Source organism: Natronosalvus amylolyticus (assembly GCF_024298845.1).
GTDB lineage: Archaea > Halobacteriota > Halobacteria > Halobacteriales > Natrialbaceae > Natronosalvus > Natronosalvus amylolyticus.
On record NZ_CP101156.1, the window covers coordinates 2,200,229 to 2,225,383 of the forward strand.

The following is a 25,155-nucleotide window of genomic DNA, read 5'->3' on the forward strand; positions in this document are numbered from 1 at the left end:
GGGACTCGAGCACTGTAAGCCGCTCGTCTCCGGCCGTCGAAGCGGGGTACCGACCGGCTATCGAGGGCAGGGGCCGTTTCGATTTTCGAGCCAAAATCCACCCTCGAACGCCGTCACCGCCAGGTGTCGTGTTTCAGTTCCGTGAACTCGATTGCCGTGTCGAGCGTGGCGACGTACTCGGACGTCTCTCCGTCTGTTGATTCCTGCCCACCATCGTCAGCCGTTCGCTCCTCATCTTCGTTTTCCGCGGCTTCATCACCGTCTTCGGCCGCGTCCGCATCGAAGTGGCGAACGAAACCAATGGCATCTGCGTCTCGAAAGAGGACGAACGGCTCGAGCGAGTTCAGTCCGTAGGCTTCGGTCCCCACCTCGAGTTCCGAGGACTCGAACGAGGCGGCGAGCGCCTGCACGCTGTCGTCCCACTCGTCTCTGGCATCCTCGATCGAATCGTACACGAGCGCGGTCGAGATGAGCTGTTGGACCCCATCGTCGTGTTCGAAGGTGGCGGTGGCGCGCTCCCGGCTCACTGTTTCCTCGATCGTAACGATTGGCTCGAGGCCCGCCTCCGGCTCGATTTCGATCGTTTCGCCTGCCCCCGATTCCTCGTCAGCAAACGTCCGTGACCAATCGTCACCGAGTGTCGCTTCCGACAGGAGCAAGTCGCCCGCGTTCGCCTCGAGCGGGTCGTTCTCCTCGATCGAATCGTCGGTGGTACAGCCGGCGAGCGCGGTAAGCACAGAGAGCGTCGCGATGGCGCGAAGATAGTCTCGTCGCTGCATTTAGTATCGTATCGCCGTTGCTCGAGCAGTAAATAATCACCTGTTGGTGCAGGTCGAACCGGTTCCCCGGTGACACGGCTATTTCGGCGGCCGACGTTATTTGACGCCGTGGCCGCGCTCGCCTCGAGTGGGGGACCTGGACTGTTGGTGGGTATCCGGCCCCGACTTTTCGTGGGTTTCTGGCCCGGACCGTTGGCTTCCACGCTCACGAACGACCCCCCGGATGTGGCCACCATCGACGTCGATTCGGTCGGTAAACGGTGTTTCCCGCGGGCTCTCGAGAATCCGGCCCCTGACGACGATTTCGGCATCGGTCACGCGGTCGATACTCGTCGGAACGATCTGTGGATTCGATTCGCCTCCGTCGGACGAACGCATCGTGCGCTCGAGCACGGCCGACCGTCCCTGATAGGTTTTCGAGCCGTTAGCCTCCCGGTCGACCCAGGTTGCGTCGACGGTGAGCAACCGGGTGATCGTATCGGTTGCGGACTTGTTGCACGCGGCGTAGAACGCGAACGCCACCTCGAGTGGGGCTGCGTCCGATGACGATTGGGATGACATTGGCGAGTGCATACCGGCGAGGCACTTAATCGCCCGTTCGGTTATCAGAACGCGAGACTATCTCGAAACGGTAGTAGTCAGTTACCGGCGTTTCGGTGACCGTAGCGCCCTACTACGTCTTGCCGCGGGCCCGAAAACGGTGGATTGGTGCGGGTAGCGAATCTATAACAATACCCTGATGGTCGAATTGTCCGGCCATGCAGCCGTCTGCTCACGAACGCACCAGGGACGCCCGCGCCGAACGGGCGAGCGTCATCGTGCCGGGGATCACCGCCCCCAGCACGGTCGCCTGTATCCGGTCACTCAATCCACGAGGGGTCGAAACCGTCGTCGGCTCGGAGAATCGGACGACCCCCGCCTCCGTCTCGAGTTACTGCGACCGATTCATCACCCTCCCCGATCCTCGGCGCGACCTCGAAACCTACGGCGAGACACTGCTCGCACTCGCGGCGCGACCGAACGTCGAGACGATCATCCCCGTTCGCGAGGAGGACGTGTACGCCCTGTCTGTCAACAAAGCCGATTTCGCCGAGGAGATCGGCACTCCCTTCCCCGACTTCGACACGCTACGTCGCGTTCAAGACCGGGTCGAACTGTTCGCCGCAGCCGAAGCTGCCGGCGTTGGCGCACCCGATACCCGCCTGCTCGACGAGTGGGACGACTGGGATCGCGAGATGATCATCAAGCCACGATACACCGTCGCCGCACCCGAGTATCTCGGCGCTGACGCCGACCTGAGCGACATCGGGTCGACGGTCTATCACGAACCCGGCACCCCGCCAGCCGTCGAGTCCATGCTCAACGACTGGGGCCACGTCCCGCTCGCACAGGCGTACGTCCCCGACTCGCGAGAGTACGGCTTTTTCGCCCTGTATGACCACGGCGAGCCGGTCGCGACCTTCCAGCACTGCCAGAAACGCGGCTACAAGTACAGCGGCGGCCCCAGTTCCTATCGCGAATCGGTCGACATCCCCGAACTCGAGGCCGCCGGCCTCGCCCTGCTCGACGAACTCGAGTGGCACGGGCTGGCGATGGTCGAGTTCCTGCGCGACCCCGAGACAGGCGAGTTCAAACTGATGGAGATAAATCCTCGATTCTGGTCGTCCCTGCCGTTTACCGTCCGTGCCGGCGTCGACTTCCCGCTGTATTACTGGCAGCTAGCGACCGGGGAGCCGGTGACCGCCAACTCGAGTTACAAAGTCGATATCGGCGGCCACCTCCTGCGAGGGGAAGCCTGTCACCTGCACAGCGTTCTCGCCGACGACTTCCCGCTCGTCGAGCGACCGGCATTCACGACGGCACTCGCCGATGTCGCGACCTCGATAGTCAGTGAGCCGCGATTCGATTACGCCGTCGCCGACGACTATTGGCCGTTCCTCAGAGACGGCGTCACCTTCGTGAAATCGGCGCTGGCCGAGCAGGCACAATCGATCCTCGACGAGGACGAACCTGAAACCGACCATTCGCTCGAGGGCAGTACCGACGGCATCGAGTCGACGGCGGGCCCGCTCGAGGAGGCGACCGGTCGGACGAAGACGAGTTGAGGGAGTGAACAGGACAGGACGGTTTTTGCAGTCGGAGTCTCCGATTCACGAGCCATCAGCTCGCGGATACTCCGCACTGAACACGTCGGCAACCAGTGGGTCGTCGTCACTCGAGTCTTCCTCGAGTCCGCCGCCGGGGCTGACGCTGCCGGTTCGGTAGCCGTGTAAATCGAGGGTTACGTGGTCGAAACCGAGGTCGGCGAGCGGGTCACGAATCGACTCGACGAACGCCGGATCCAGGGCGTCCTCGAGGTCCTCGGGAGCCACCTCGATACGAGCGAGGCCGTCGTGGTCGCGTACCCGAAAGCCCTCGAAGCCCCACTGTCGAACGAGGGCTTCGGCCTGCTCGACGCGGGTCAGGCGTTCTTCTGTCACCGCCAACCCCGTCGGAATGCGAGAGGAGAGACACGCCATCGAGGGCTTGTCCGCGACGGAGAGGCCGTATTCGTCGGCGAGTCCCCGAACCTCCGCTTTCGAGAAATCGTGGGCGAGCAGCGGGGAGTGGATCTCGAGTTCTTCGACCGCCTGGAGCCCCGGCCGATGCCCAGCGCCGGGGTCGTCAGCGTTCGTCCCGTCACAGACGGTTTCGATCCCGAGTTCGCGCGCTTTCTCGAGCATCTTCCCCAGGCGCATCGTCCGGCAGTGATAACACCGGTCCTCGTCGTTGGCGATGAACGCGTCGCTGTCGAGTTCGGAGAATTCGACGATTTCGTGACGAATACCGATTTCCTCGGCGACCCGCTTTGCATCCTCGAGTTCGGCCTCGGGCAGCGTCTCGCTCTTTGCGGTACAGGCCACTGCGTCCTCGCCAAGTGCCTCCGCGGCGAGGGCAGCAACCGTACTGGAATCGACGCCGCCGGAGAAGGCGACCAGCACGCCGTCGTGTTCGGCGAGATCCGTGAGTGCACCTTCTCGTTTGGCCTCGAGCGTCGTCATACACCCCGGTTTGGGGTCGACGGGCAAAAGCACGTTGTCACGGGCGGGCCAGTACCCTGTATCTTATCACGGGCGAGCCAGTATGCTGTATCTTGTCACGGGCAGATCAGTACGCTGTTTCCGTCCTCGAGACGAGAACGACTTCCCAAGGAGTTTATGTCCCGTATCCGCACTATCGCGTATGGAGTGGAGTGTGGTCGCCGGCGTGGTTCTCATCGGGCTGATTCACGGCGTGTTGCCCGACCACGGCTGGCCGATCGCTGCGACCTACGCACTCGAGCGCCCCCGGCGATTTTTCCACGGCTTTCTGGCCGCGTCGATTCTGGGTATCGGCCACCTCGTGAGCAGCGTCGTGCTGGTGCTCGCGTACTTCTGGGTGAGCGGATTCGCATCGTTCGCCGAGGGGCCCTGGCTGAAATACGTCGCTGGGACGCTGTTGATCGGACTCGGCGTCTACGAGTATCGGTACGGTGGACACGGACACGTTCACGAGCACGACGATGAACACGTCGATGAAGACGGAGGCAATCACGGCCACGACGGCCACAGCCACCAGCATGACGACCACGGACACACGCACGACGACCACAGCCACGCCAACCAACATAGCAACGAACACGGCAACGACGACCACAGCCACCACGACGATCACGGACACACGCACCTCGACGAGTCACACGCCGAGCGCGGCCTCTTCACCCTCGGAACCACCGCACTCGTGCTCGGGTTCGCCCACGAAGAACCCATCCAGATTCTCGCCATCTGCATCGGCACCGACCGCTGCCTCGAGTTGATGCTAATTTATTCGCTGGCAGTCATCGGCGCTATCATCGCCCCGACCTTGCTGTTGATCGCCGGCTACGAGCGCCATCGAGAAACCGTCGAGCGTTACACGCCGTATTTGCCAGCCCTCACCGCCACTGTCCTGGTACTCATGGGATTGGCCTTCATCACGGGAGTCGTCTGACCAGCCGCGACGATCGCATTTTCGTCGGACACGAAACTGAGACGAACGGAGACGATACCGGGATGAACGGAGGCGATACCGGGACGAACGTTATGTCGCTGCTCGCCGTCGGCATCCAGTACCGATGACGCTCCACGCCGGGCAGGTACTGGCTCGCCTCGAGCGACCGACAAGCCCAGAACGGACACGTCTCGCGGTGTGTTCCGATATTCACCTCGCGACCGACGCAACCGGGACCTGGAAAGTGTTTCACCGGACCGAACGCCACCTCCAGGCCGCCGTCGACTGCGTCAACGAGCGCGATATCGATGGCGTCGTGATCGCGGGCGACCTGACGCGAAACGGCAGGCCGGTCGAGTTCGACCGTTTCGACGAACTGGCACGGTTCGGCCCGCCGACCGTCGCCGTCCCTGGCAATCACGACCAGCCGACCACTTTCGACCAGACGGAGTCGCTCCCCGTTTCGGATTTCGAGGCGCGATACACGCCCGGTGGCCTCCCGTTTCGGGTTCGAGTGGGCGGACTCGAACTCATCGGCCTCGATAGCCACGCCGCCCGGCCGGGGTCGCCAGCCGAAAGCTGGGCCGGGCGCGTCGACGCCGAAACGATCGTGTGGCTGGACGAAACGCTCGAGCAGACGGATGCGGACGAAACCGTCGTCACCATCCACCACAACCTGCCAGCGACCGGCGCGCTGTACGAACGATGGGGTGAGGTCCTTCCGGTCATGGACGAAGTGCCAGGATTCACCAACCCCGAACCGTTGCTCGAGATACTGCGCGATCACGACGTCGCCCTCGTCATCACCGGCCACTTGCACTTTCCGGCTATCGAAGACGGCGACGGCGTCAGGGAGTTGACCGTCCCGGCCGTCTCCTCGTTTCCCCACGCGCTGCTCGTGCTCGAGGTCGGCCCCGAGGGTACCGTCATCCGTCAGTTACCCCTCACTGACGGCGACGGAATGGTCGAGTCCATCGCCCACGGCTACGAGAAAGACCGCGTGTTGCTGTCTGCGGCCCAGGGCGCGACGTATCCGCTGGTAGACGAGTTCGAGGAACAGCGGTAGGTGCTCGAGGGGCGCCAAAAACCAACACGAGTGCCTCGAGAGTCCGGAATCGGTGTTTGTATCGATGCGATAGTAAAGACAATTACTTCAATAGTATCGGGGAAGACTGATTTTGAACCCGATCATCAAGGTGAACTGACACCGCCTCACTCGAGCGGCCGGCCAGTCGAGAACGTGCGCTTTTCATACTCGAGGCTCGCAGTACTGGATATGAGAACCAAGGGGACGGTCACGCTGGCGACGCGAGGGTCGACACTCGCCCAACGACAGGCGGCGCTCGTGGGCGAGGCCCTCGAGAATCGCCGCTACGAGGTCGAACTCGAGACCGTCGAGACGACGGGTGACCAGATACGAGACGAGTTGATTCATCAACTTGGCAAGACAGGCGCGTTCGTCCGCGAACTCGACGAGCGCGTCCTGGATGGCGAGGTCGACGCCGCCGTCCACTCGATGAAGGACATGCCGACCGAACAGCCGACCGACCTCGTGACCGCCGGGGTTCCAGAGCGCGGCCCGCCCGGTGACGTGCTCGTCACCCCCGACGGAACGAGTTTCGAGGACCTCCCCGAGGGAGCTGTCGTCGGCACCTCGAGCCTCCGCCGACGCGCGCAGTTACTCGCCCAGCGTTCAGACCTCACGGTCGAGCCAATTCGAGGGAACGTCGACACCCGACTCGAGAAGGTGCTGGCCCCGGCGTTGCAGGCCGAACTCGAGGAGCGTCGGGAAGCCGATAAGAAACGAAAGGGCGACACAGGGAGCTACAAACCCGATTACGACGACGAAGACGAAAAGGACGACGAGAACCCCATCACCGTCGACGACTGGCACGCGAGCCTCAGTGACCTCGAGCGACGCGCGCTCGATCGAGATATCGACACTGAGTACGATGCCCTCGTGCTGGCCGAGGCTGGACTCGCGCGCAGCGGCCTGGACGAGTACGTCGAGTACGAGCGCCTGCCCACAAAGCAGTTCGTGCCGGCCCCCGGCCAGGGTGCGCTCGCGGTGACCGCACTCGACGGCGATACCGCTCGCGAACTCAACGAGGTGCTCGACCATCCCCGGACGCGGGTCGAGACGACCGTCGAACGGACGATTCTGGCCGAACTCGGCGGCGGCTGTATCGCCCCAATAGGCATCTACGCCATCGTTCAGGGCGAGCACGTCCACGCGTCCGTCCAGGTGTTCGACGGGGCCGGCGAGAAGTCGGTCATCGGGAGCAAGGACCTCCCCGTCGGCCGACACGCCAAAGCCGCCCGCGAGTTCGCACAGGAGCTGGCCGAACGTGGTGCCGCCGAGTTGATCGACGCCGCTCGAGAGGCCGACGAATGAGCGAGGAAACGACACCACCAGCCGCAGGCGATGCGGAGGAGCCAGCAGTCGGCACCGTCTACCTCATCGGGAGCGGCCCCGGCGACCCCGAACTCATGACCGTGAAAGCCACACGACTGCTCGAGACGTGTGACGTCGTGTTACACGACAAGCTTCCGGGGCCGAAGATCATCGACTCGCTGCCCGAAGACGCCGAAGACGTCGGCAAACGCGCCGGCGGTGAGCGAACCTCTCAGACCGAGATCAACCAACGGCTGGTCGACCTCGCCCGCGAGGGGAAAGACGTTGCCCGGCTGAAAGGCGGCGACCCGTTCGTCTTCGGACGCGGGGGCGAGGAAGCCGAGTATCTGGCCGAACACGGCGTGCCCTTCGAGGTCGTGCCAGCCGTCACCTCCGCGATTGCCGCGCCTGCAGTCGCCGGGATTCCCGTCACTCACCGCGACCACGCTTCCTCGGTCTCGTTCGTCACCGGGCACGAGGACCCAACCAAGGAAGAATCCGCCGTCGACTGGGGCGCGCTGGCGGCCACGGGCGGCACCATCGTCGTCCTGATGGGCGTCGGCCGTCTCCCCGATTACACGGCTGCGTTGCTCGAGGCCGGTATGAACCCCGAAACGCCCGTGGCCCTGATCGAACGCGGCACCTGGCCCGGCCAGCGTGTCGCGACGGGCACCCTCGAGACCATCGTCGACGCCCGCGACGAAGCCGACATCTCGCCACCCGCGGTGACCGTCATCGGGGACGTCGCCGCGACGAGAGAACGCGTGCTCGAGTTCCTCGGAAACGAGTACGACGGCGAGCCGACCGAGTTCGAGGTGTGACCCATGCGTGATCTCACCGTCGCCGTCTTCCGACCCGACGACGAACGCCTCGAGGACGCCGTCGAACTCATCGACTCACTGGGAGCGACAGCCGTTCCAGACCCCATGCTGGCCGTCGAGCCGACCGATGCGGTCCCGAGAACCGATGCCGATTACGTCATTCTGACGAGCAAGACCGGCGTCGAACTCGTGGCCGCCGAGGGAGCGAACGCCCCGACAGACGGCGAGAGAAAGCGATGGGAGCCCGGGGACGCGACCGTCTGTGCTATCGGCCCGAAAACCGCCGACTCGCTCGAGGCCGCCGGTTACGACGTCGATATCGTTCCCGAGGAGTACACCTCGAGTGGCCTGGTGGCCGAACTCGAGGAAGCGGTCGACGGCGCTCGCGTCGAAGTCGCCCGAAGCGACCACGGCAGTCCCGTCTTGCTCGAGGGCCTCGAAGCAGCGGGGGCGTACCTGCACGAGACAATCCTGTACCGCCTCGTGCGCCCACCTGAAAGCGGCGAGTCGGTCGCACTCGCCGCCGCAGGGAAACTGGATGCCGCCTGCTTTACCTCCTCGCTCACCGTCGAACACTGGCTCGAGGCCGCCGAGGTCCGAGGCGTTCGGGAGGACGCCCTGGCCGGCCTCGAGGACGCGACGGTCGGCGTCATCGGCGAGCCGACGGCAGAGACTGCTCGAGCGCACGGCCTCGAGGTCGACCTCGTCTCGAGCGAGGCCACCTTCGAGACGCTGGCGTGTGAGACGGTGGAAGCGGCCGCGCCGACGTACCACGAGTGAATGGTATCGTTCTTGTAGTAAATTACTATGTATTGAGTATCATTTGAAATTATTTTAAACGGTAACAAGCAGAATTCCACGGGTCACCCGACCCGTGGTAATTCACTAATGGTGTCATAGAATACTCCCCACAAGATTGATTTCAACTGCATTCACGGGGAATAAGCCGCTACATGCGGATGCTTACGTAACGGTGATTGATGTCTCTCAATCAGTGAAAGGGTGATAGTGGGGGAAATGATGCCGACGAATTACTTCGATTATGAGGAGGACTCCTCCAATTCCCAGTGCAAGCGCCAGAAGTCCTGTTGTACTAGTCCAGTTGACTATTGTGTCTCGGGGAATCACATGGTACTGGCCGTCTTGAGATATAACGCGTCCATTGCCCCATGCAATGGCTTCGTTGTCATCATCATCGAACCAATATTGTTCGCCCTCGATCGCCCCATCGACGATTTGTTTCTGTGTTTCTGATAGCTCTGCGTACTGCACCAATCCGTATCTGTCAATCTCTTCGGAGACATCTCCCACGTCTTCAGCACTCTCTTCGTGGAAAATCATGTATTCGACTGCAGCAAGCCCGCTGATGATACTTGCAATAATGAATATCAACCCAAGAAAGAATATTGCGAAGTGAACCCAACTCAGTTTCATCATGTTGATAATTGTGAATATTGCATATAATCTTTTCCGGAATGATACTTAGGTGGTCTGCACTGAGGATTTCTGATAGCAATATACAAAAAGAGAGAATAATTATATGACATCCTCTCAGTAGTAAGTGATGACAGCATCGCCCACGACCACTCCCAATGGCTTCTAGTCCAACCACGGGCGATAGCGGCCGCCTCAAGCCATCCGGGCGGGAATGAAAGGGGCTTCCGGCCTCGGGGAAGGCGGGCGAGGAAAGGACCGCAGAGGAACCGAGCGAAGCGAGGGTGCTCGAGGACCGCAGCGAGCCCCCCGACTCGAGGCCGGAAGGGGCTTTCGGCGTATTCGCGGAACGCGTTGCTCGAGTGAGTGCTCCAGGACATGATCACTACTCGAGCATCCGGTGTGCTCGCGACGGAACGCCAATCGATTAGCCGCAGGTTTATACGCGAAGCCGACCCAAGCGACAGGTATCCATGGCAGGCCCGATCCCGGCACTCGAGGAATGCGCGACCGCTTGTGCGGAGTACCTCTACGACAGCGAGCGCGTCCTCCTGGCCTCTCACATCGATGCCGACGGGCTGACGAGCGCCGCCATCGCCGCCAGCGCCCTCGAGCGCGCGGGCCTGCCCTTCGAAACCGTCTTCGAGAAACAGCTCGACGCCGACGCGATCGCCGCCATCGCCGACACCGACTACGACACCGTCCTCTTCACGGACTTCGGCAGCGGCCAGCTCGATATCATCGCCGAACACGAGGCCGAGGGCGCGTTCACCCCCGTCATCGCTGACCACCACCAGCCCGCAGACGCCGAGACGACCTACCACCTGAACCCCCTGCTGTTCGGCATCAACGGCGCGTCGGAGCTCTCCGGGGCAGGCGCGAGTTACGTCCTCGCTCGAGCCCTCGCGGCCGTCGCCGCAGACGACGAGACAGCGTCAGAATCGCCCGCGGCAACCACGGACGGCGGAACGACACTCACCCCTACCGGAAACCCACCGCGTGCCGACAACCGCGACCTGGCCGGCCTCGCCGTCGTGGGTGCCGTCGGGGACATGCAGGCTTCGGGCGGTGAACTCCACGGCGCGAACGCCAACATCGTCGAGGAGGGTCTCGAGGCAGGGGTCCTCGAGACGGCGACCGATCTGGCACTGTACGGCAAGCAGACCCGTCCCCTGCCAAAACTGCTCGAGTACGCCAGCGACGTTCGGATTCCGGGGATTTCGAACGACCAGAACGGCGCGCTTCGATTCCTCGACGGACTGGACCTCGAATTACGCGAGGACGGCGAGTGGCGCTGCTGGGTCGACCTCACGAGCGAGGAGAAACAGACGGTCGCGAGCGCGCTGGTCCAGAAAGCCGTCACCAGCGGTGTGCCCGCCCACAAAATCGACGACCTCGTGGGAACCAGCTACGCTCTCGCCACCGAACCCCTCGGGACCGAACTCCGGGACGCGAGCGAGTTTTCGACGCTGCTCAACGCCACCGCGCGCTACGAACGCGCCGACGTCGGCCTCGGCGTCTGTCTCGGCGACCGGGATGGTGCGCTCGAGCGCGCCCGACAGTTGCTTCGCGAGCACCGACGTAACCTCTCGAACGGGATCGACCTCGTCACAGAGGAAGGCGTGACGAAAGAAGACAACCTCCAGTGGTTCCACGCGGGCGACCGTATCCGCGAAACCATCGTCGGCATCGTCGCCGGCATGGCCGTCGGCAACGCCGGCATCAGCGCTCGCCTCCCGATCCTCGCCTTTGCCAACAAAAACGACGAGGAGGTCAAAGTCTCCGCTCGAGGCACCCACTCGCTGGTCAGGCAGGGACTGGATCTCTCGGTCGTCGTCGGCGAGGCCTCTCGAGCCGTCGGCGGTGACGGCGGCGGTCACGACGTGGCTGCCGGCGCCACCGTTCCCAGGGGAAAAGAGGAAGCGTTTCTCGAGCGAGCCGACGAAATCGTCGGCGAGCAACTGTCGTAGGCAGTTTTTCCGGTCTGTCGGATCCATTCGTCGTCACTGGGAGTGGTGAGTTTTCACAGCCACGAGCGTCATCTTCACTCGAGCCAAGTACGACAGACGCCGGACGAGTTCACAATAGTAGCCAGTGAAAGTCATTGCACACCCTCTCGCAAGACGGCGTCGCGGTCGGTGTGTCGATCGTTTCACTGGCTACTATAGTTTTCGCTCATTTCATTAGATCATAATCTCCACAGTTCCTAACTCATATCGCACCCCTTGTGAGAGAGGCCTGAACGGTAGTACTACATCCCTGACGATATGTATTGACAAGTAGGTACACGTCATAACATATATGCACCTCCCCGTCGAACGTCAATGTATGAGCGGATCAAGCTACGACAAGACGATTCAGTTCCGTGTCGGAGCCGAGAAAGAGGCCGCGGAACTCCTCGATGAGATCCACATCGGTGGCGTCAACGTGAGCGAACTCGCCCGCGTCGGCCTGGTCGAAATGCTTCGACAGTCATTAGATGAACAGGACAAGATCGCAGTGTACGAACGATACAGCCGCGGTGATATCGGTGAGGACGTGGCCCGAGTCCTCCTCGGTGAGAAACTCGATAAGATGGATGAAGAGAAAGAGTCGTTCGAGGCAGCTATGGAGCGAGACACGTCTGAATTCCTGACGGGCAGAGATGGCGAGTGACACTCGCCACGCGATACTGGCCGATACGAGTTCCTTGATCGCGGTTTCGAACACCACTCAGTGGGAACGAATGAAAGAAGCGATCCATCTTACAACGACAAACATCTGCAAACACGAACTTGAAAACCACGTCAGGTCCAACAAATATCCGCCTGAGGGCAGCCGTGAGCACTACTTGAAGCAAGGAAGCCAACGTGTTCTTGAACATATAGACGAGGATTCGTCGCCGTGGTCGTGCGTAACTGTCGTTCCCCGCCCGCATGGACCAGACGCAGGCGAGCAATCGCTCAAGCAAGAACTTTCTGAGCATGCTTCTTCATATCAGATCGTAACGATTCTTGACTCGGCTGCGAGACGGTCAATTCGGCGTCTCATTGACGATAACGCGTACGACATTGATGTTGTCGGACCACCGTATCTCCTCTACATCCTGCTTGACAACGACCTCATCTCAAAGCCTGAATTCTGCGAGGCAACCGTGGAGATGATTCGGACAGAAGGATGGACCGGGTACGAGGTTGTGAAGAACGCGTGGACTAGTATCCCCGTTGATTGTTCCAAAATCCTTGACGGCGAATATGATGATGTTCTTCCACCAAGCTGATCCGACAAATCGTGTCCATCAAATCAGTACAGGTGAAGGATGTAGCGCAACGAATTGTAAAGCTGGAGTTGCAGTCGGAATCCAAATTCAAGTACAAGCCGCTGGTGACTGCCGACCTGTTCTTGACGATTGCGAAGGAGTACGTCGGGTTGGATCCTCCCGACTATTTTTTTCCTTCTGGGACCGCTTCTGGTGAGTGGAAACACTTTCAACAACGACTGATTTTCGCCGTTCCTCCGTATTTTCGCTACTCACTGATGTTCTAATCGAACTCCGCCGGATGTATTCAGCGGTATAGTGTCGTATTAATCTGGTAGAGGTGTTCTCCAATCTAATTTCTTGTGAAACTATAGTAGCCAGTGAAACGATTGACACACCGACCGCGACGCCCGCTTGTGAGAGGGTGCAATGACTTTCACTAGCTACTATAGTGATCACCAGGGACGTCGTATTTTATATTGCAATATGGAGTTTATGCGTGACGACTGTCGAGAGCCGTTATTTGTTGCCCAGGCGCGTAAGCACCGCTTACAGCCGGGAAACCGGAGTACGCTCGAGAAATACACTCGAGTTGCCAGAAACCACTTACGCGATCGCGAACGGGAACGTTTCCCTCAGGCGCTGGAAACGAACAGTACAGAGAGTGCAACTACCGTTTGGATGAACACTAATGCCCGTGAAGGTCTCGAGTTCGGACCTCCGTGGCGTGTCACTCACATCGATTGTACAGCTGATATTCGCTATGCAGTGTTTCAGACCCCAGACAGAATTGTAACCGAATACAGGTTCGATCGTCCGTAACGAGGTCGTGTGTATTCACAGTCACAGAGTGGTCAGCAACCGCAACCCGGACGGTAAGTGCCCCCGGTTCGACGGGGTCTTCGAGGACAACGCCAGATTCGCCTGAGTCGGCTGCTTCGAGTTGGTGTGTCTCTTCGAACACGGTTTCCGCTTCACGCTCAATTTGAACCAAAAACTCGTGACCCCTATCCCATTGATCGTTGCGAATTTCTAGGAGACCAACCTCAGAGACAGGCCCAGAATCGTCTTCAGTGAGGCAGCCAGCACTACGTCCACAAACAGAACAGCAGCCAGCTGCAACGAACTGTCGCCTCCTCATATGGAGATAATTTTTGAGGACGAGTTCACAGACCAACTGATCGCTGTAAACTATTCTGTGACACACAGACTCTGGTGAATTCACAAGCGTTGATGGCCAATCGAAACCCGATTCGGGCTCGAGAAGTCTCTGAAAGCCTATAGAGCGTTCATTCAGTGGAACGAATCGAATAAGAGATAAACCAGATTCTGATATACCAAACCGGTCGATTCACTCTCGCGGATAATCGGGAACCGCATCCCGGAGTGAGACATCGTCGAGGACGCTTTGGAGTTCGATCGGGCCGTAGCTCGCCTCGAGACGGTCTGTAAGCGTGTGCATACAATCGAGTAAACCGTCGATGGCGCCGCGTTTGGTCGGAACGTGACCGATCTGTTCGGTGATCGAGAGTTCGCCGATGCGGTGGCGACACCGTAGTTCCCAGCAGCGGCCGATGCCCAGCGATGGGTGGGCGCGGTCGGGAATGTCGCGTTCGGCGATCAGCTCGAGTGGCGGTTGACGCTGCCGGTAGACGAGTCGCTCGTCTCTCACGTCAACCGGCCCCCATCCCGGCGGAAGCGCTTCCTGGGGGATTGGGTGGTGATCGAGGGTCATGCACTGATGGAGTCGCCACCCCTGGATGAAGGGGTTCGGCTTGCGTACGCAACCCTGTATGGAGTTCCTACTCGAGTATCGACCGCCGAGAGCCTATCGCCCGATTTTTAGCCTCGAGACGCCATCGTCCCCATATGGCTACCTTCGACCCCGAAAAGTTCGAGGACAAGTACGTCCATTACTTCCCCGAGTTACAACAAGCCTACAAGAACGCGTTCAACCGAATCAACGAACAGTACGATTCGACGCTGGTCCACGCCATCGACCAGCAGGTGTTGAACGAGAGCGAGCCCTTCTACGAGGACGGCGAGTTTCGAATCGAGCTTCCAGACGATCCCTACGACCGGATCACGGGCGTCGTCGTCGAGGAAGAGCAATTCGAAACCGTCCTCGAGGCCCACATCGAGGCAATCGAGACCGAACTCGAGCGCGTGTTCAACATCTAGTCGGACCATCGAGAGAGTCCAATGTGACGAACATCGACGACGGAAGCTTTAGGGAGCACGACGCCCAACACGCTTGTATGAGCACGGAGACCCAAGAGGGAGACGACCTCGAAGAGCGCGTGGCGAACTTCCTGCGACGGAACTTTCCACAGATCCAGATGCACGGCGGCAGTGCGGCCATCCAGGACATCGACCGCGAAACCGGCGAAGTCCACATCCAGCTTGGCGGTGCCTGCAGCGGCTGTGGCATCTCCCCGATGACGATTCAAGCGATCAAAAGCCGCATGGTCAAAGAGATTCCCGAGATCACCAAAGTCCACGCCGGCACCGGCATGGACGGCGGCGCGGGCGGCGGTATGAGCCCATCGTTCCCCGGCGAAACCGTCGACGACGGTGGCGACGACGAAGGTCCACAGGCTCCCTTCTAAAAAAACATCGAGAGTTCCACGGGTCACTCGGCCCGATTCACTCGGACGTGTTTTCTCGTTCCCACGTCTCGAGCAACGCCACAAGCAACCGGTTCGTCGGCACCTCGAGCCCTGTCGTTTCGGCTTTCACACAAACGTAGCCGTTTATCGCGCCGATTTCGGTCCGTCGACCGGCGTGGACGTCCTGGCGCATCGAGGACGTGTTTTTCGCCGTCGCCCGCGCAACTGACTCGAGTGACTCGAGTGCCACCCGATTCGAGAGCGATACGTCGTGTGCCCTGGCCGTACGCGCGGTTTCTCGGGCACAGGCGCGGGCGAGTTCACGAGCGGGTGCCTCGAGGACCGCCCCGTTCGGGACGTCCGCAAGCGCCGTAATCGGGTTGACACCCGCGTTAACCGCGAGTTTCTCCCAGAGACGGCGTGGCATCGACGCCGAGACCGTCGTCTCGAGGCCAGCAGCGTCGAATGCGACTCCAACCCGCTCAGCGACCGGCGATGAGCCCCCGTTTCGAGGGCCAAGGAGGATCTCGCCGAGACCCGTACAGCGGACGGTCCCGGGTTCGGTCAGCAAGGCACCGTACGTTGCCGTCCCCGCCAGCACGGGTGCCTCGAGGTGTTGAGCGAGCGCTTCCTCGTTGCCCATTCCGTTCTGGAGCGAGAGCACTGCCTCAAACGACCCGGTCGTGAGCGTTTTGGCCGCGTGTTCGGTATCGAATGCCTTGACCGTGACAATCGCCAGGTCGGCCGCGAGCCCGTGGCCGTCGGTGACAGCCTCAGGGTGTACTGTCGTCTCGAGGGCACCCTCGAGTTTGAGGCCGGTGCGTTCGATGGCTCGAGCGTGGGACTCTCGAGCCACGAGCGTGACGTCGTGTTCGGTCGCTAACACCCCGCCGATCAGACTGCCGAGACTGCCGGCACCGAAGACGACGATTTCCATGAGCAGTGGTTCAGTCGTATCGATAAAACCGTTTTCCTCCCGGGCAGGGAAGCCGAGACCCACAGATAGCGCCCGGAAAGAAGGAACATCGGGAGCCACCAATAAATCAAATAATGCGATACAGAATAGCGCGTGCTGCGTCAGTCTTCGGTCCAGTACGTCAGGTTTTCTTTGGCCGTTCCACAGTTGGGACACGTCTCGGGAAGCCCGTCCGCGATCGCGCCCATCTCGCCACAGTCGATACAGCGCCACATCAGCTCCGCTTCGCCGAACTCGTGGCCCGCTCGAGCGTGTTCGATGCTCATTGACTCGACGCCCTCGCGCGTGGTGACGAAGAAGCCACCACGGTCGATCCCGCGGATTGTGCCGAGTTTCGTGCCCTCCTCGTCGTAAACGGTCTCTCCGAACTGGACCTCGTGAACGGCCTCCACAGCGGACTCCTCGCCGTTTCGTAGCGGTGTTTCACCCATACGCGCGACTCCCACGAGCAGGGAGATAAAACTACGACGCGAGAAAGCGACAGGTGAGAGAGCCAGAACGTACGGCCGTGAGCGGACGTTCGCCTTTAGCGAACGACCGCTCACCGGGGGAGGGCAGGCGGTCACCCAGGGAACCCGAAGTTGCGGACCGATCCGACCGCGAGCGTCGGCGACGCGAGCGGGCCGACGAACCACCGACGGTGGTGAGGACGGCTTTTGGTGGAGATTTTGCCAGTGAGCGGCGTCAGCCGCGAACGCAGCAAAAGGTCCTACATGAAATCCGCGATCCCGCTCTGTTTGTTCTTGTCGTTCTCGAAAATGCTCTCGAGGGACTTCTCGAGCACCTCGAGTCGCTGTTTCGTGTAGTCCCGACAACCGTACTCTTCGGCGACGTTGATCGCCGTCTGCATGTACTTGTTCACCGACCCCTGGTGGACCGTCAGGTTGACCCGGCCGCCACACTCCCGACAAGATTCAGTTAGTGGCATCCGCCGGAACTTCTCCCCACAGTCGAGACACCGGGTCTCCTGGCGCGAAAACGCCCGCAGGTTGCCGATAAGGTCGGGCAAGAAGTGGTACTCGATCACCCGTTCGGCGACGTCAGTCTCGTCGACGGCCTCGAGTTTGCGCGCGAGCTCGAGCTGGGCGTCCATCTTGTCCATCATCGAGCCAAGCGTCTTGTACGCCGAGAGATCCGGGCCCATCGCGATGTCCGTGGTGTCGTGGGTGTGTTCGAAGCCGGTGTACTCCTCGTCAGTGCCGAGGGTGTCTTCGGCGATTTCGACGATATCCTCGACCGCACCCGGGTCGGCTTGCTCGAGGGTCGCCTCGAAAAACTCGCGCGGGTATCGCGACGAAACGTCCATATTGTGTGCCTCGTCGTCGATTTCGGAGGGGTCGATCCTCGAGGACATCACGAGAGGGGCGTCCATACGACCGCCTCGCTGGTCTGGCAAGAATGTTATACTAAAGTTCAATAACCCGTCCATGAGAAGCATCACACAGTCTTCGTCACCGTCGCATTGACCCACGAACAGGTCGTTTGCGACGAGCGTATTCGTCTCATCAACGGTAAGACAGTACGTGTGGTCGATGTCGCTCTCTACGAATTCAACGTCGACTACCTCGTCGAGCCAGATCTCACCGCCGTCTGCGAACAATCGCTGGGTACGCAAGTCGATGGCCTCGAGCGCGGCGTCAATCGAATTTTGTTTTCGGTTCAAGTGGAACCCGATTTTTTTAGCGAATCGAGCCGCGTTCTCGGAGGTGATCTTGAGGATTTCCGAGTCGAATTCCGGCATCTCGCCTTTCTCGCGATAGAAATCGGCGACCGCTCCACTCGAAGGCCGACGTGTTTCGCTGTACCGTTTCGCTGCGATACCGAATCGTTTGAGGGCCGCCACGAGATCTGACGCGAGTTCGTCGCTTACCGTGTGCGCACGAATCTCGATACGATCACTCGACGCGCTCCCATCACCACTGAAATACGCGGCGAGGAACGCGCGAAGTACTGGGCTCGGACTCTCCATGATGCAGCGAGGAATCCGTTTCTCTTCTGCTGAGGAACCCACCCTCAGTACGTCGGTGAAGAGCGTCGAAACGAGCCGACTCGATACCGTGACCTTCCATTCATTCTCTTCGAACGCATCGACCGACAACGCATCATCGAACACATCGATAATTTCGCTTCGGGCCACCTGGTCGGGGATACAGATCGTCGTTTGATAGAATGACCCCTCTTCTCGTCGGGTGAACCCTTCTGCTGCGTAGTAGCCGAGAAGAGTGCCGACAGCCTCATCAATTTCAAAGTGGCGTGATACAGTCGCTGTGTCCCGTTTCACACCGATTTTCACGGCGTCCGGGATGCGCTTGAGTAGCTCCGATCTGTCGAACAGCGATAAAAGTGAATCGACTGGGACACTGTCCCGAGTTACCCAATTGTAGACAGTCGATTGAGAGCAGTCCAGTCGTTCCGCGACGGGTTTGAGATACGCGTCCGCCGATGTCGCGTCGTCGAGTAACTCTTTGATCCGATTGGAGCCGAGATTACGGATAACGAGAGACTCGTTCGGAAGTCCGTCCGCATCGAGAATCGCTTCCAGCAGATCGATCGATCTCGTAGTTCCCTCGAAATCGATAGATTTCGGCGCAGGGAGTTCGTCACCCGCAGAGAGTGAGCTAGCTTCGATCGCTTCCATACCGGACGGTGTCCACCGACGGAAGGTATGTCCAGGAGTCACCGTCAGCGTTCGACCGCTTCGCGTTTCCACCCGGACAAGGTGATCGGGCGCCGAATGTTTCGAAACTGCTTCAACACGACAGTCGCTGGTCGTTCCGTCGACGGTCACAGAAGGAACTGAGAGTCCCTCGACGGATTGAACGAGCGTCCCGACATCGTCCGTTTCAGGATCCGTCAGCTGCTCTTCGACGATCGTTTCGAGCGACTCATGGCACCACCCCTCGTTCTCGTCGTGAAGCCAGATTTTAGTCTCCGGATGAAAGCAATTCCTTCGTTTCGCGGCGTGAAAGAACGGATGCGCATATCCAACCGCAGCGCTCGTGAAACCAATCACTCTTCCGACAGTTGCTGCCGAGGTGTGCGGTGCCATCCCGAACACCAGTTCGCCGACGAGGTCCTGTCTATCCTCGAGTTCGTAGTATCGCTCGAGACCGTAGTACTGCTCGAGCAGGTCGTCGATGAACGCGGCGGTTTGCATCATGTGCTGGGCTGCACCATCGGAGAGAACGATGTCCTGGACTTTGAGTTCGACCAGCTGGTCCTCGTGGGTGAGCGGTTCGCCGTGGATATCTTCCTCGTAGCCGAGCGCTTCGAGTTGGCCGACCGTGACGTCGAGTTCGCTGGCCCGAACTGACGTCACCGGAAGGTCCGTCATGTCGTAGCGAACGGTTCCGTCTTTGAAACTCGAGACGTCGTGTTTCGCCCGGAGGACCCCTTTCTCCATCGGTTCAGGAATCTTGTTCGTCGAAGTCAGCCCCTTGACGCCTTTGAGGATTTCGAAGGCGTTCTCCCGCTCGCCAACGGCCTCGAGGGCGTCGCGATAGGCCTCGTTGATGTCGATTTCGGTGTACTCGACGCAGGTTGCTTCGACCTCACAGTGGCCACACTCGACGCGACCGGCTTCGTCCGGTTCGATCTGGGTCTCACAGTCGGGACACCGATAGTCCGGTACGGTCCGTTCGTTGCACTCCGGACAGCGGTTCTTGTAGGTTTCCTCGCCACAGGATTCACAGCGTTGGCGACCGACCTGGACCTCGACAACACCGGGCGTATCCGACATCGTCTCGGCGTATTTGCCCGCGTCGGCGACGTTGCGTTGGGCACCGCCGGCTTCACTGATGGGAAATAGCGTGTGGACGGGTGGGCTCAGGTCCCGGCGTTCGGACTTTTCGGGACGACCCATTCGACAGCCGACTCTGGTTGGGGCGCGTTCGCGAATCGAGAACGGAGCAACTTCGTTTGCGGCCTCGACAGCGTTGTCGCCAGCTTCCTCGACGCCCCAGGTCCGCGCTCGCTGACTGAGGTCGTCGGTCGCCCAGAGTCGCTCGAGGTCGCTCGTCACCCCTAACGTGCGAGCGAAGGGGAGCCAGTCGTCGACCTCGAGTCGGTCCTCGCGCTGTCGGTGTTGGATGACGATCGCCTCGAGCGCCCGTCGGGTGGCAGGGGTGTGCTCGAGGACGAGCGTGTCGCCGTCGTCTTCGACGGTGCCCTCGGTGACCGCGGTTGCGAGAGTCGAAAACGCCTCGACGGAGAGGTCGTGCCACTGGTAGGTGTATTTCGGGTGTAACGGCGCGTCGTAGTCCGTTGCCCACTCGAGGGCCTCCTCAGCGCTCGGGTCTTCGAGGTCAATTCGTGGGTCGTCCTCGAGGGCCTGGACGTCCGCACCGGCGTCATCGAGGTCCTGAATCCACCACTCGAAGACGTACGACGCCGGGGCGAGTGGGTGATTGTTCTCGACGAACTCGCCGTAGTTAACGAGATACTCGCCGGCGTCGAGGATCTTTTCGACCCCGTTTCGGACCTCGAGGGCCTCTTCGACGTCGTCGATACGGCGAACGTCGCCGTTGGCAAGCCGAACGGTGGGGCCTTCGATGCTGTCGACGGGGATTATTCCGTGGGCCTTGCCAGGACGTTCGGTTTTGATCTGGGTGCCCGTCGCGAGGAAGTCGTCGACGATGTGCATCGTCGCGGGGTGGATGCCACCCGTCGCGAATCCGTGATTACGGGCGCGGCCGTATCGGAGTCGAAGACCGCCTTTGGCGGAGGGATGTGAGAACACCGGACGACCAGCGATCAGGTCCCGGAGGAACTTCGTCGCCGGTTCGACCCGGGGTGGCCCCGATACTTCATCGCCCATCTCGTGGTCGGGGTCGCTCGAGTCGGAATCGATATCGCTCGAATCATCGTCGTCACTTCCTTCGTGGTCGTCTTCGGTTTCAGCGTCTTCGGCTGCGTCGTCACCTCCGGGGTCGTCGCTCGATTCCGAGCCATCGCTGTCGGCGGCGTCGTAGTACGTCCCGTCGATGAGGTCCTGCAGCCAGGGCCAGTCGATTTCGTCGAGCTGTGAGGTGTATCGCTGAATCTTGGGCGCTTTGAGCGCGATCCCCTCAGCCATCACCAGACACATCCCGCCACGGGCGGAGTTGGTGTCGACGCGCTCGAGGTCACGAAAGCCCGATACTTCCTCATCGCCGGTTGCTTCCCCGTCGAGCATGATGGGGAGATGTTTGGCGATGAATTTGGTCTCCTTGTCCTTCGGGGAGTACTGTAACCCGGTCTCTTTGTCGTAGAGGGCGATCTCTTCGGCGTAACGTTCGATCTCCTCGCTCCGGGCGTCGTAGGTCTCGAGGCCCACGAGCGCACGGGTGTAGTCGGCGACCAGTACCGAAAGTGCCTGTGCCGTCCCACCCGCCGAGCGAATCGGTCCGGCGTAGTAGACGTTGACGAACTCGGTGCCGTCGTCGTTCGAGAGGATTTCAACCTTGTCGATGCCCTCGATGGGAGCCGCGACGACCCCCTCAGTCAGCAGCGCGACGGCCGTCCGGACGGCCCCTTCGACCTTGCCAGCTTTCGTCTCGTAATCCCCGACGCGCCCCTCCGCGAAGTCCTCTGCGAGCGCGAGAGCGGCTTCTTCTCGAGACATCTCCTGTTCGAGTTCACGGACCCGTTCGGCGACCCCTTCGATACCCAGAATGTTCTCGACACGGTCGGCCATGTCCTTGGCGACTGGAATCTCGACTTCCGGTTTCGGGTCGCTGCCGCGAGATTTGGCCGTTTCGGCGACCTCGAGTGCGTCCTCGAGGCCGGTTTCGAGTCGTTCGAAGTATTGTTCGTCTACCCGACGCATCTTAGAGCCAGAGGTCGAGGTCGGTCGTCTCGTCGTGTGCCCGCTCGAGCGATTCCTCGAACGTTCGCATGTAAACCTCGCCCGCGAAGACCGTCGCGGCGTTCAGATGGCCCGCGAGGGACGTCCCGTCCCGTCGCGAGAGGACGGCGTGGGTGTGAGCAAAGCGCTCACCGTCCAGCAGCGAAACGTTGCCCACACAGCTCGCCACCTCGAGCGGTTCGTCGAACGTGACCGGTTCGTACTCGAGGGTCTCCTGGTCGTAAAACCAGACTTCGGCGTCCTGAACGGCACCGAGGGCGCTAAACCAGGCCGCGTCGGCCTCGACAGCGGTCGCGAGCGCCTCGAGTTCCTCGCGCCAGTCGGCTCCCGTCTCGAGCCGAGCGACGTACTCCCCCGTCGATTCGACGGCACGATAGTTCATATCGGAGTACTGAACGCGCCAGGGGCAAAATCGTGTCGCTCCGATTGCGGTTGCTCGAGGCCCCTGAAAACGGAGAAAACGGATCAGCGATTATCGCCAGGCGGTAAGTGTCGGTGCGTCGTCGGCTCCCATCGAGAGCCAGGCACCGTCCGCGGAGATGTCCGCGATGACGTACTCGTCACGGCGACCATCCGAGTCGATCGAACTGAGGACCGTCTCCGGAGAGACAGTCGATTGGCGGGTGTGATCCGTCACCATGCCAATGAGTCACGCGCAGAGACGTATAAACCCGTCGAACCGATTCGACCGGAAAAGCACGCGGGCGACCGGGTCGAGTTGGCCAAAAAACGGGAGGTGGCAACTGAGTGTGGCAAGCGAGTACTCGAGGGCCGCCCACAGGAGAAGCACTGCCTTTATACCGATTTTCGCCGTATCGACGTGACATGAACGTAGCCGATGCGATGACCCCGCGCGACGACGTGGTGAGCGTGTCGTTGCCGGGAACGCGGACTGACGTGCTCGAGTACCTCCAGGAAAAATCGTTTTCCTCGGTGCCAGTCGTCCAACACGAGGACGGCAAAGCCGAATACCGGGGGCTGGTCACTCGAGAGTCGTTGATCGAACAGCCGGACGAAGACCAGTTGGTCATGCTGATGGCCGACGTACCGACGACGACGGCTGAAACCAGTCTTCAGGACGTTGCGAAGGTGATGGTCGAAGAGGACGCCCGACGGATTCCCGTCGTCGACGGCGAGTTCGAAGGCATCGTGACGGTCACCGACGTCGTCAACGCCATCGCCACCGGCGACGAGGCGACCGACGCCGAGGTTGGCGCGTACGCGACGCGAAACGTAAACACGACCTACGAAGGCGTGCCCCTCCCGGTCGCCGAACGCGAACTCAACTACGCCAACGTCCCCTACGCGGTCGTCCTCGGCGACGACGGCCGGATGAGCGGGATGCTCACCGAGGTCGATATCATCGACGTCGCCCGAATCGTCGAAGGTGAAGAGGAGACGGGCAACAACTTCCCGGACCAGGACGCCGATTACTCCTGGGAAGGCATCAAAGCCGTGGGCAGCCGTGCACTGCCCACTCGAGACATCGAACTCCCCGTTGGCCCCGTCAGCGAATTTATGACCGACGACGTGGTGACCGTCTCGGCTCGAAAGCCGGTCGAAAAGGCTGCCCAGTTGCTCGTCACCAACGACATCGAACAGATTCCGATGATGACCGGCAACGACCTCACTGGAATCGTTCGGGACATCGACTTGCTTCGCGCCCTGTACGAGTAACTGACCGACCGAGTTTGTGACTCTCAACAGGCGGTTTTGACAGAGCCAGCCACTGTTCTAGATGATGTCGTCGGGGTCGTGCGCGTCGGCCACCCGTCGTGCTTCCCGCGCGTACTGTGCCTCGAGGTCGGCGTCGTCGACACGACCCAGATCCGCAGGCGAGACCTCGAGTGCAGCGGTTGTATCACGGACGTCGGTGAACGAGGTGAGTGCCCGCTCTTTTCGGTAGTAGCGCTCGCCATCGAGGGTGGCATACGTGAGGATAATGACGTTTTGTTCGTCGTCGGAGTATGTCCGTTCGGCCAGCCAGACGTGAACGGTTTCGGGAGAATCGGACGCCATACCAACTCCTTCTGGTGCCAGAACCAAGGGAGTGGGGGGGGACAGACGGTTTTGCAATGTGTCGGCTGAGACTCTCGCTGGGAAACAGTTCCCTCGAGAAAAAGGCCTATAAGTGACCCATCCTTGTCTCACGGAAATGACTGACGACCTCACTGTTGGCACCGTACTCGAGCACGCACACACCAGACGGCGGCGGAAACGATGCCCCGAGTGTGACGGACACATCTCGATTCGCGGCATCGGTGGAGAACACACCTGGGAGTGTCTGGAGTGTGACGCCCTGGGCTTTGGGTATGCGACCCGATCGGCGGCCCTCGAGGGAGCGCAAGTCGGTCGTCACTAATCTGGCAGAGCAACCACTCACACTGAACCTGCATGGTCAGTCACCACCACTGCACCGGCATTGACAAGCAGTATCACTGACCCGGCATGAGCAACCACCGCCACTAAGTCGGTGTTGGTGGTACGGATTCTCGGATCAACTATGACACTCACAGCAATGGCCACGACCGACGTCGTCACCGCAAAACCCGACACAACTATCCACGACTTGCTCGAGCAGATGGACCAAAATGACGTGGGCAGCGTCGTTATCACCGACGGAACCGAGCCAGTCGGTATCGTGACCGACCGAATGATCGCGATGGGGCTCAAAGATGGCGGGGCCGTCGACGACATGCACGCGAGCGACCTGATGACCGAGCAGTTACACACACTCGAGGACGATACGACGCACTTCGAAGCGCTCGAGATGATGAGCAGCGAGGGGATTCGTCGACTTCCGATCGTCGATCACGACGGGGCGTTGGCCGGCATCATCACCCTCGACGACATGCTGATGGTGATGGCCGCAGAGTTGAGCAACGCTTCTGACGTGGTCGCCCAGCAGACCCGGGCGACCTGATCGCGGCCGTCGTCGCTCCTTTTCCAGTTGACTCGAGGATTGCTCGAGTGACAACGTGTGGCGAACCGTGTCCATCGTCCCCGACTCGAGGAGATAGTCCGAATACGACCGCTCTCGAAGGGACCAA

25 protein-coding genes are annotated in these 25,155 nt (G+C 60.7%); 14 read left to right on the plus strand and 11 right to left on the minus strand.

The window, feature by feature from the left end:
• Window positions 1-113 precede the first annotated feature (113 nt).
• Both NLK60_RS10440 and NLK60_RS10445 read right to left on the minus strand, forming a co-directional pair.
• The gene (locus tag NLK60_RS10440; RefSeq protein WP_254807732.1) at window positions 114-779 is read right to left on the minus strand and encodes a hypothetical protein; all 666 of its coding nucleotides are present in this window, start codon (window positions 777-779) and stop codon (window positions 114-116) included.
• Between the two features lie 96 nt (window positions 780-875).
• A complete protein-coding gene (locus NLK60_RS10445; RefSeq protein WP_254807733.1) occupies window positions 876-1,340 on the minus strand; it encodes a nuclear transport factor 2 family protein in 465 nt (154 codons plus the stop codon).
• A gap of 197 nt (window positions 1,341-1,537) precedes the next feature.
• Here NLK60_RS10445 and NLK60_RS10450 point away from each other — a divergent pair, with 197 nt between their 5' ends.
• Complete coding sequence (locus NLK60_RS10450) at window positions 1,538-2,884, plus strand: carboxylate--amine ligase (RefSeq protein ID WP_254807734.1); 1,347 nt, start codon at window positions 1,538-1,540, stop codon at window positions 2,882-2,884.
• Between the two features lie 45 nt (window positions 2,885-2,929).
• Here the strand turns inward: NLK60_RS10450 and larE are convergent, their stop codons facing one another.
• Complete coding sequence (gene larE, locus NLK60_RS10455; RefSeq protein WP_254807735.1) at window positions 2,930-3,820, minus strand: ATP-dependent sacrificial sulfur transferase LarE; 891 nt, start codon at window positions 3,818-3,820, stop codon at window positions 2,930-2,932.
• Between the two features lie 181 nt (window positions 3,821-4,001).
• Here larE and NLK60_RS10460 point away from each other — a divergent pair, with 181 nt between their 5' ends.
• The 5 genes from NLK60_RS10460 (at window position 4,002) to NLK60_RS10480 (ending at window position 8,783) form a co-directional block, all read left to right on the plus strand.
• Window positions 4,002-4,787: an ABC transporter permease gene (locus NLK60_RS10460; RefSeq protein WP_254807736.1), complete on the plus strand. Its 786-nt coding sequence runs from the start codon at window positions 4,002-4,004 to the stop codon at window positions 4,785-4,787.
• A gap of 124 nt (window positions 4,788-4,911) precedes the next feature.
• On the plus strand, window positions 4,912-5,853 hold the full coding sequence (locus NLK60_RS10465; protein WP_254807737.1) for a metallophosphoesterase family protein: 942 nt from the start codon (window positions 4,912-4,914) through the stop codon (window positions 5,851-5,853).
• Window positions 5,854-6,063: 210 nt separating this feature from the next.
• Window positions 6,064-7,182 carry a hydroxymethylbilane synthase gene (gene hemC, locus NLK60_RS10470; RefSeq protein WP_254807738.1) on the plus strand — a complete coding sequence of 373 codons (1,119 nt, stop codon included), beginning with the start codon at window positions 6,064-6,066 and terminating at the stop codon, window positions 7,180-7,182.
• Complete coding sequence (cobA, locus tag NLK60_RS10475) at window positions 7,179-8,003, plus strand: uroporphyrinogen-III C-methyltransferase (RefSeq protein WP_254807739.1); 825 nt, start codon at window positions 7,179-7,181, stop codon at window positions 8,001-8,003. Before hemC ends, cobA begins: the two co-directional genes overlap by 4 nt.
• A 3-nt stretch (window positions 8,004-8,006) precedes the next feature.
• Window positions 8,007-8,783, plus strand: a complete 777-nt coding sequence (locus tag NLK60_RS10480; protein ID WP_254807740.1) for a uroporphyrinogen-III synthase — start codon at window positions 8,007-8,009, stop codon at window positions 8,781-8,783.
• 207 nt (window positions 8,784-8,990) lie between these two features.
• Here NLK60_RS10480 and NLK60_RS10485 read toward each other — a convergent pair whose 3' ends face one another.
• Window positions 8,991-9,440, minus strand: coding sequence for a DUF7979 domain-containing protein (locus NLK60_RS10485; RefSeq protein ID WP_254807741.1), 450 nt, complete (start codon window positions 9,438-9,440; stop codon window positions 8,991-8,993).
• Window positions 9,441-9,910: 470 nt separating this feature from the next.
• Here NLK60_RS10485 and recJ point away from each other — a divergent pair, with 470 nt between their 5' ends.
• The 3 genes from recJ (at window position 9,911) to NLK60_RS10500 (ending at window position 12,696) form a co-directional block, all read left to right on the plus strand.
• Window positions 9,911-11,407 (plus strand): RecJ family nuclease, encoded by a 1,497-nt coding sequence (gene recJ, locus NLK60_RS10490; protein ID WP_254807742.1) that lies wholly within the window; start codon window positions 9,911-9,913, stop codon window positions 11,405-11,407.
• Window positions 11,408-11,765: 358 nt separating this feature from the next.
• On the plus strand, window positions 11,766-12,092 hold the full coding sequence (locus tag NLK60_RS10495; protein WP_254807743.1) for a DUF8065 family protein: 327 nt from the start codon (window positions 11,766-11,768) through the stop codon (window positions 12,090-12,092).
• The gene (locus NLK60_RS10500; RefSeq protein ID WP_484555219.1) at window positions 12,082-12,696 is read left to right on the plus strand and encodes a hypothetical protein; all 615 of its coding nucleotides are present in this window, start codon (window positions 12,082-12,084) and stop codon (window positions 12,694-12,696) included. The genes NLK60_RS10495 and NLK60_RS10500 overlap by 11 nt, the downstream gene beginning before the upstream one ends.
• 1,330 nt (window positions 12,697-14,026) lie before the next feature.
• Here the strand turns inward: NLK60_RS10500 and NLK60_RS10505 are convergent.
• On the minus strand, window positions 14,027-14,410 hold the full coding sequence (locus NLK60_RS10505) for a hypothetical protein (RefSeq protein WP_254807745.1): 384 nt from the start codon (window positions 14,408-14,410) through the stop codon (window positions 14,027-14,029).
• Between the two features lie 134 nt (window positions 14,411-14,544).
• On the opposite strand from NLK60_RS10505, the gene NLK60_RS10510 reads away from it, so the two are divergent.
• Both NLK60_RS10510 and NLK60_RS10515 read left to right on the plus strand, forming a co-directional pair.
• Window positions 14,545-14,856 carry a DUF5783 family protein gene (locus NLK60_RS10510; protein ID WP_254807746.1) on the plus strand — a complete coding sequence of 104 codons (312 nt, stop codon included), beginning with the start codon at window positions 14,545-14,547 and terminating at the stop codon, window positions 14,854-14,856.
• Between the two features lie 77 nt (window positions 14,857-14,933).
• The gene (locus tag NLK60_RS10515; protein ID WP_254807747.1) at window positions 14,934-15,284 is read left to right on the plus strand and encodes a NifU family protein; all 351 of its coding nucleotides are present in this window, start codon (window positions 14,934-14,936) and stop codon (window positions 15,282-15,284) included.
• Window positions 15,285-15,321: 37 nt separating this feature from the next.
• Here the strand turns inward: NLK60_RS10515 and NLK60_RS10520 are convergent, their stop codons facing one another.
• From NLK60_RS10520 to NLK60_RS10540, 5 genes are all read right to left on the minus strand, one after another.
• A complete protein-coding gene (locus tag NLK60_RS10520; RefSeq protein WP_254807748.1) occupies window positions 15,322-16,221 on the minus strand; it encodes a ketopantoate reductase family protein in 900 nt (299 codons plus the stop codon).
• A 140-nt stretch (window positions 16,222-16,361) separates the two neighbouring features.
• Window positions 16,362-16,691: a DUF7130 family rubredoxin-like protein gene (locus NLK60_RS10525; protein ID WP_254807749.1), complete on the minus strand. Its 330-nt coding sequence runs from the start codon at window positions 16,689-16,691 to the stop codon at window positions 16,362-16,364.
• A gap of 278 nt (window positions 16,692-16,969) precedes the next feature.
• Complete coding sequence (locus NLK60_RS10530; RefSeq protein WP_254807750.1) at window positions 16,970-22,066, minus strand: DNA polymerase II large subunit; 5,097 nt, start codon at window positions 22,064-22,066, stop codon at window positions 16,970-16,972.
• A 1-nt stretch (window position 22,067) separates the two neighbouring features.
• Window positions 22,068-22,487 carry a PPC domain-containing DNA-binding protein gene (locus NLK60_RS10535; protein WP_254807751.1) on the minus strand — a complete coding sequence of 140 codons (420 nt, stop codon included), beginning with the start codon at window positions 22,485-22,487 and terminating at the stop codon, window positions 22,068-22,070.
• A gap of 90 nt (window positions 22,488-22,577) precedes the next feature.
• The gene (locus tag NLK60_RS10540) at window positions 22,578-22,745 is read right to left on the minus strand and encodes a DUF7556 family protein (protein ID WP_254807752.1); all 168 of its coding nucleotides are present in this window, start codon (window positions 22,743-22,745) and stop codon (window positions 22,578-22,580) included.
• A 185-nt stretch (window positions 22,746-22,930) separates the two neighbouring features.
• Here NLK60_RS10540 and NLK60_RS10545 point away from each other — a divergent pair, with 185 nt between their 5' ends.
• Window positions 22,931-23,782 (plus strand): CBS domain-containing protein, encoded by an 852-nt coding sequence (locus NLK60_RS10545; protein ID WP_254807753.1) that lies wholly within the window; start codon window positions 22,931-22,933, stop codon window positions 23,780-23,782.
• Between the two features lie 57 nt (window positions 23,783-23,839).
• Here NLK60_RS10545 and NLK60_RS10550 read toward each other — a convergent pair whose 3' ends face one another.
• Complete coding sequence (locus NLK60_RS10550; protein ID WP_254807754.1) at window positions 23,840-24,124, minus strand: DUF7967 family protein; 285 nt, start codon at window positions 24,122-24,124, stop codon at window positions 23,840-23,842.
• Window positions 24,125-24,260: 136 nt separating this feature from the next.
• On the opposite strand from NLK60_RS10550, the gene NLK60_RS10555 reads away from it, so the two are divergent.
• Window positions 24,261-24,467 (plus strand): hypothetical protein, encoded by a 207-nt coding sequence (locus NLK60_RS10555; protein ID WP_254807755.1) that lies wholly within the window; start codon window positions 24,261-24,263, stop codon window positions 24,465-24,467.
• A gap of 141 nt (window positions 24,468-24,608) precedes the next feature.
• The gene (locus NLK60_RS10560; protein WP_254807756.1) at window positions 24,609-25,028 is read left to right on the plus strand and encodes a CBS domain-containing protein; all 420 of its coding nucleotides are present in this window, start codon (window positions 24,609-24,611) and stop codon (window positions 25,026-25,028) included.
• Window positions 25,029-25,155 lie beyond the last annotated feature (127 nt).

What these genes read in the sequence shown, in the direction of transcription:
- NLK60_RS10440 (WP_254807732.1), bottom strand. Translation starts at nt 779, where the DNA reads ATGCAGCGACGAGACTATCTTCGCGCCATCGCGACGCTCTCTGTGCTT.
- NLK60_RS10445 (WP_254807733.1), bottom strand. Translation starts at nt 1,340, where the DNA reads ATGTCATCCCAATCGTCATCGGACGCAGCCCCACTCGAGGTGGCGTTC.
- NLK60_RS10450 (WP_254807734.1), top strand. Translation starts at nt 1,538, where the DNA reads ATGCAGCCGTCTGCTCACGAACGCACCAGGGACGCCCGCGCCGAACGG.
- larE (WP_254807735.1), bottom strand. Translation starts at nt 3,820, where the DNA reads ATGACGACGCTCGAGGCCAAACGAGAAGGTGCACTCACGGATCTCGCC.
- NLK60_RS10460 (WP_254807736.1), top strand. Translation starts at nt 4,002, where the DNA reads ATGGAGTGGAGTGTGGTCGCCGGCGTGGTTCTCATCGGGCTGATTCAC.
- NLK60_RS10465 (WP_254807737.1), top strand. Translation starts at nt 4,912, where the DNA reads ATGACGCTCCACGCCGGGCAGGTACTGGCTCGCCTCGAGCGACCGACA.
- hemC (WP_254807738.1), top strand. Translation starts at nt 6,064, where the DNA reads ATGAGAACCAAGGGGACGGTCACGCTGGCGACGCGAGGGTCGACACTC.
- cobA (WP_254807739.1), top strand. Translation starts at nt 7,179, where the DNA reads ATGAGCGAGGAAACGACACCACCAGCCGCAGGCGATGCGGAGGAGCCA.
- NLK60_RS10480 (WP_254807740.1), top strand. Translation starts at nt 8,007, where the DNA reads ATGCGTGATCTCACCGTCGCCGTCTTCCGACCCGACGACGAACGCCTC.
- NLK60_RS10485 (WP_254807741.1), bottom strand. Translation starts at nt 9,440, where the DNA reads ATGATGAAACTGAGTTGGGTTCACTTCGCAATATTCTTTCTTGGGTTG.
- recJ (WP_254807742.1), top strand. Translation starts at nt 9,911, where the DNA reads ATGGCAGGCCCGATCCCGGCACTCGAGGAATGCGCGACCGCTTGTGCG.
- NLK60_RS10495 (WP_254807743.1), top strand. Translation starts at nt 11,766, where the DNA reads ATGAGCGGATCAAGCTACGACAAGACGATTCAGTTCCGTGTCGGAGCC.
- NLK60_RS10500 (WP_484555219.1), top strand. Translation starts at nt 12,082, where the DNA reads ATGGCGAGTGACACTCGCCACGCGATACTGGCCGATACGAGTTCCTTG.
- NLK60_RS10505 (WP_254807745.1), bottom strand. Translation starts at nt 14,410, where the DNA reads ATGACCCTCGATCACCACCCAATCCCCCAGGAAGCGCTTCCGCCGGGA.
- NLK60_RS10510 (WP_254807746.1), top strand. Translation starts at nt 14,545, where the DNA reads ATGGCTACCTTCGACCCCGAAAAGTTCGAGGACAAGTACGTCCATTAC.
- NLK60_RS10515 (WP_254807747.1), top strand. Translation starts at nt 14,934, where the DNA reads ATGAGCACGGAGACCCAAGAGGGAGACGACCTCGAAGAGCGCGTGGCG.
- NLK60_RS10520 (WP_254807748.1), bottom strand. Translation starts at nt 16,221, where the DNA reads ATGGAAATCGTCGTCTTCGGTGCCGGCAGTCTCGGCAGTCTGATCGGC.
- NLK60_RS10525 (WP_254807749.1), bottom strand. Translation starts at nt 16,691, where the DNA reads ATGGGTGAAACACCGCTACGAAACGGCGAGGAGTCCGCTGTGGAGGCC.
- NLK60_RS10530 (WP_254807750.1), bottom strand. Translation starts at nt 22,066, where the DNA reads ATGCGTCGGGTAGACGAACAATACTTCGAACGACTCGAAACCGGCCTC.
- NLK60_RS10535 (WP_254807751.1), bottom strand. Translation starts at nt 22,487, where the DNA reads ATGAACTATCGTGCCGTCGAATCGACGGGGGAGTACGTCGCTCGGCTC.
- NLK60_RS10540 (WP_254807752.1), bottom strand. Translation starts at nt 22,745, where the DNA reads ATGGTGACGGATCACACCCGCCAATCGACTGTCTCTCCGGAGACGGTC.
- NLK60_RS10545 (WP_254807753.1), top strand. Translation starts at nt 22,931, where the DNA reads ATGAACGTAGCCGATGCGATGACCCCGCGCGACGACGTGGTGAGCGTG.
- NLK60_RS10550 (WP_254807754.1), bottom strand. Translation starts at nt 24,124, where the DNA reads ATGGCGTCCGATTCTCCCGAAACCGTTCACGTCTGGCTGGCCGAACGG.
- NLK60_RS10555 (WP_254807755.1), top strand. Translation starts at nt 24,261, where the DNA reads ATGACTGACGACCTCACTGTTGGCACCGTACTCGAGCACGCACACACC.
- NLK60_RS10560 (WP_254807756.1), top strand. Translation starts at nt 24,609, where the DNA reads ATGACACTCACAGCAATGGCCACGACCGACGTCGTCACCGCAAAACCC.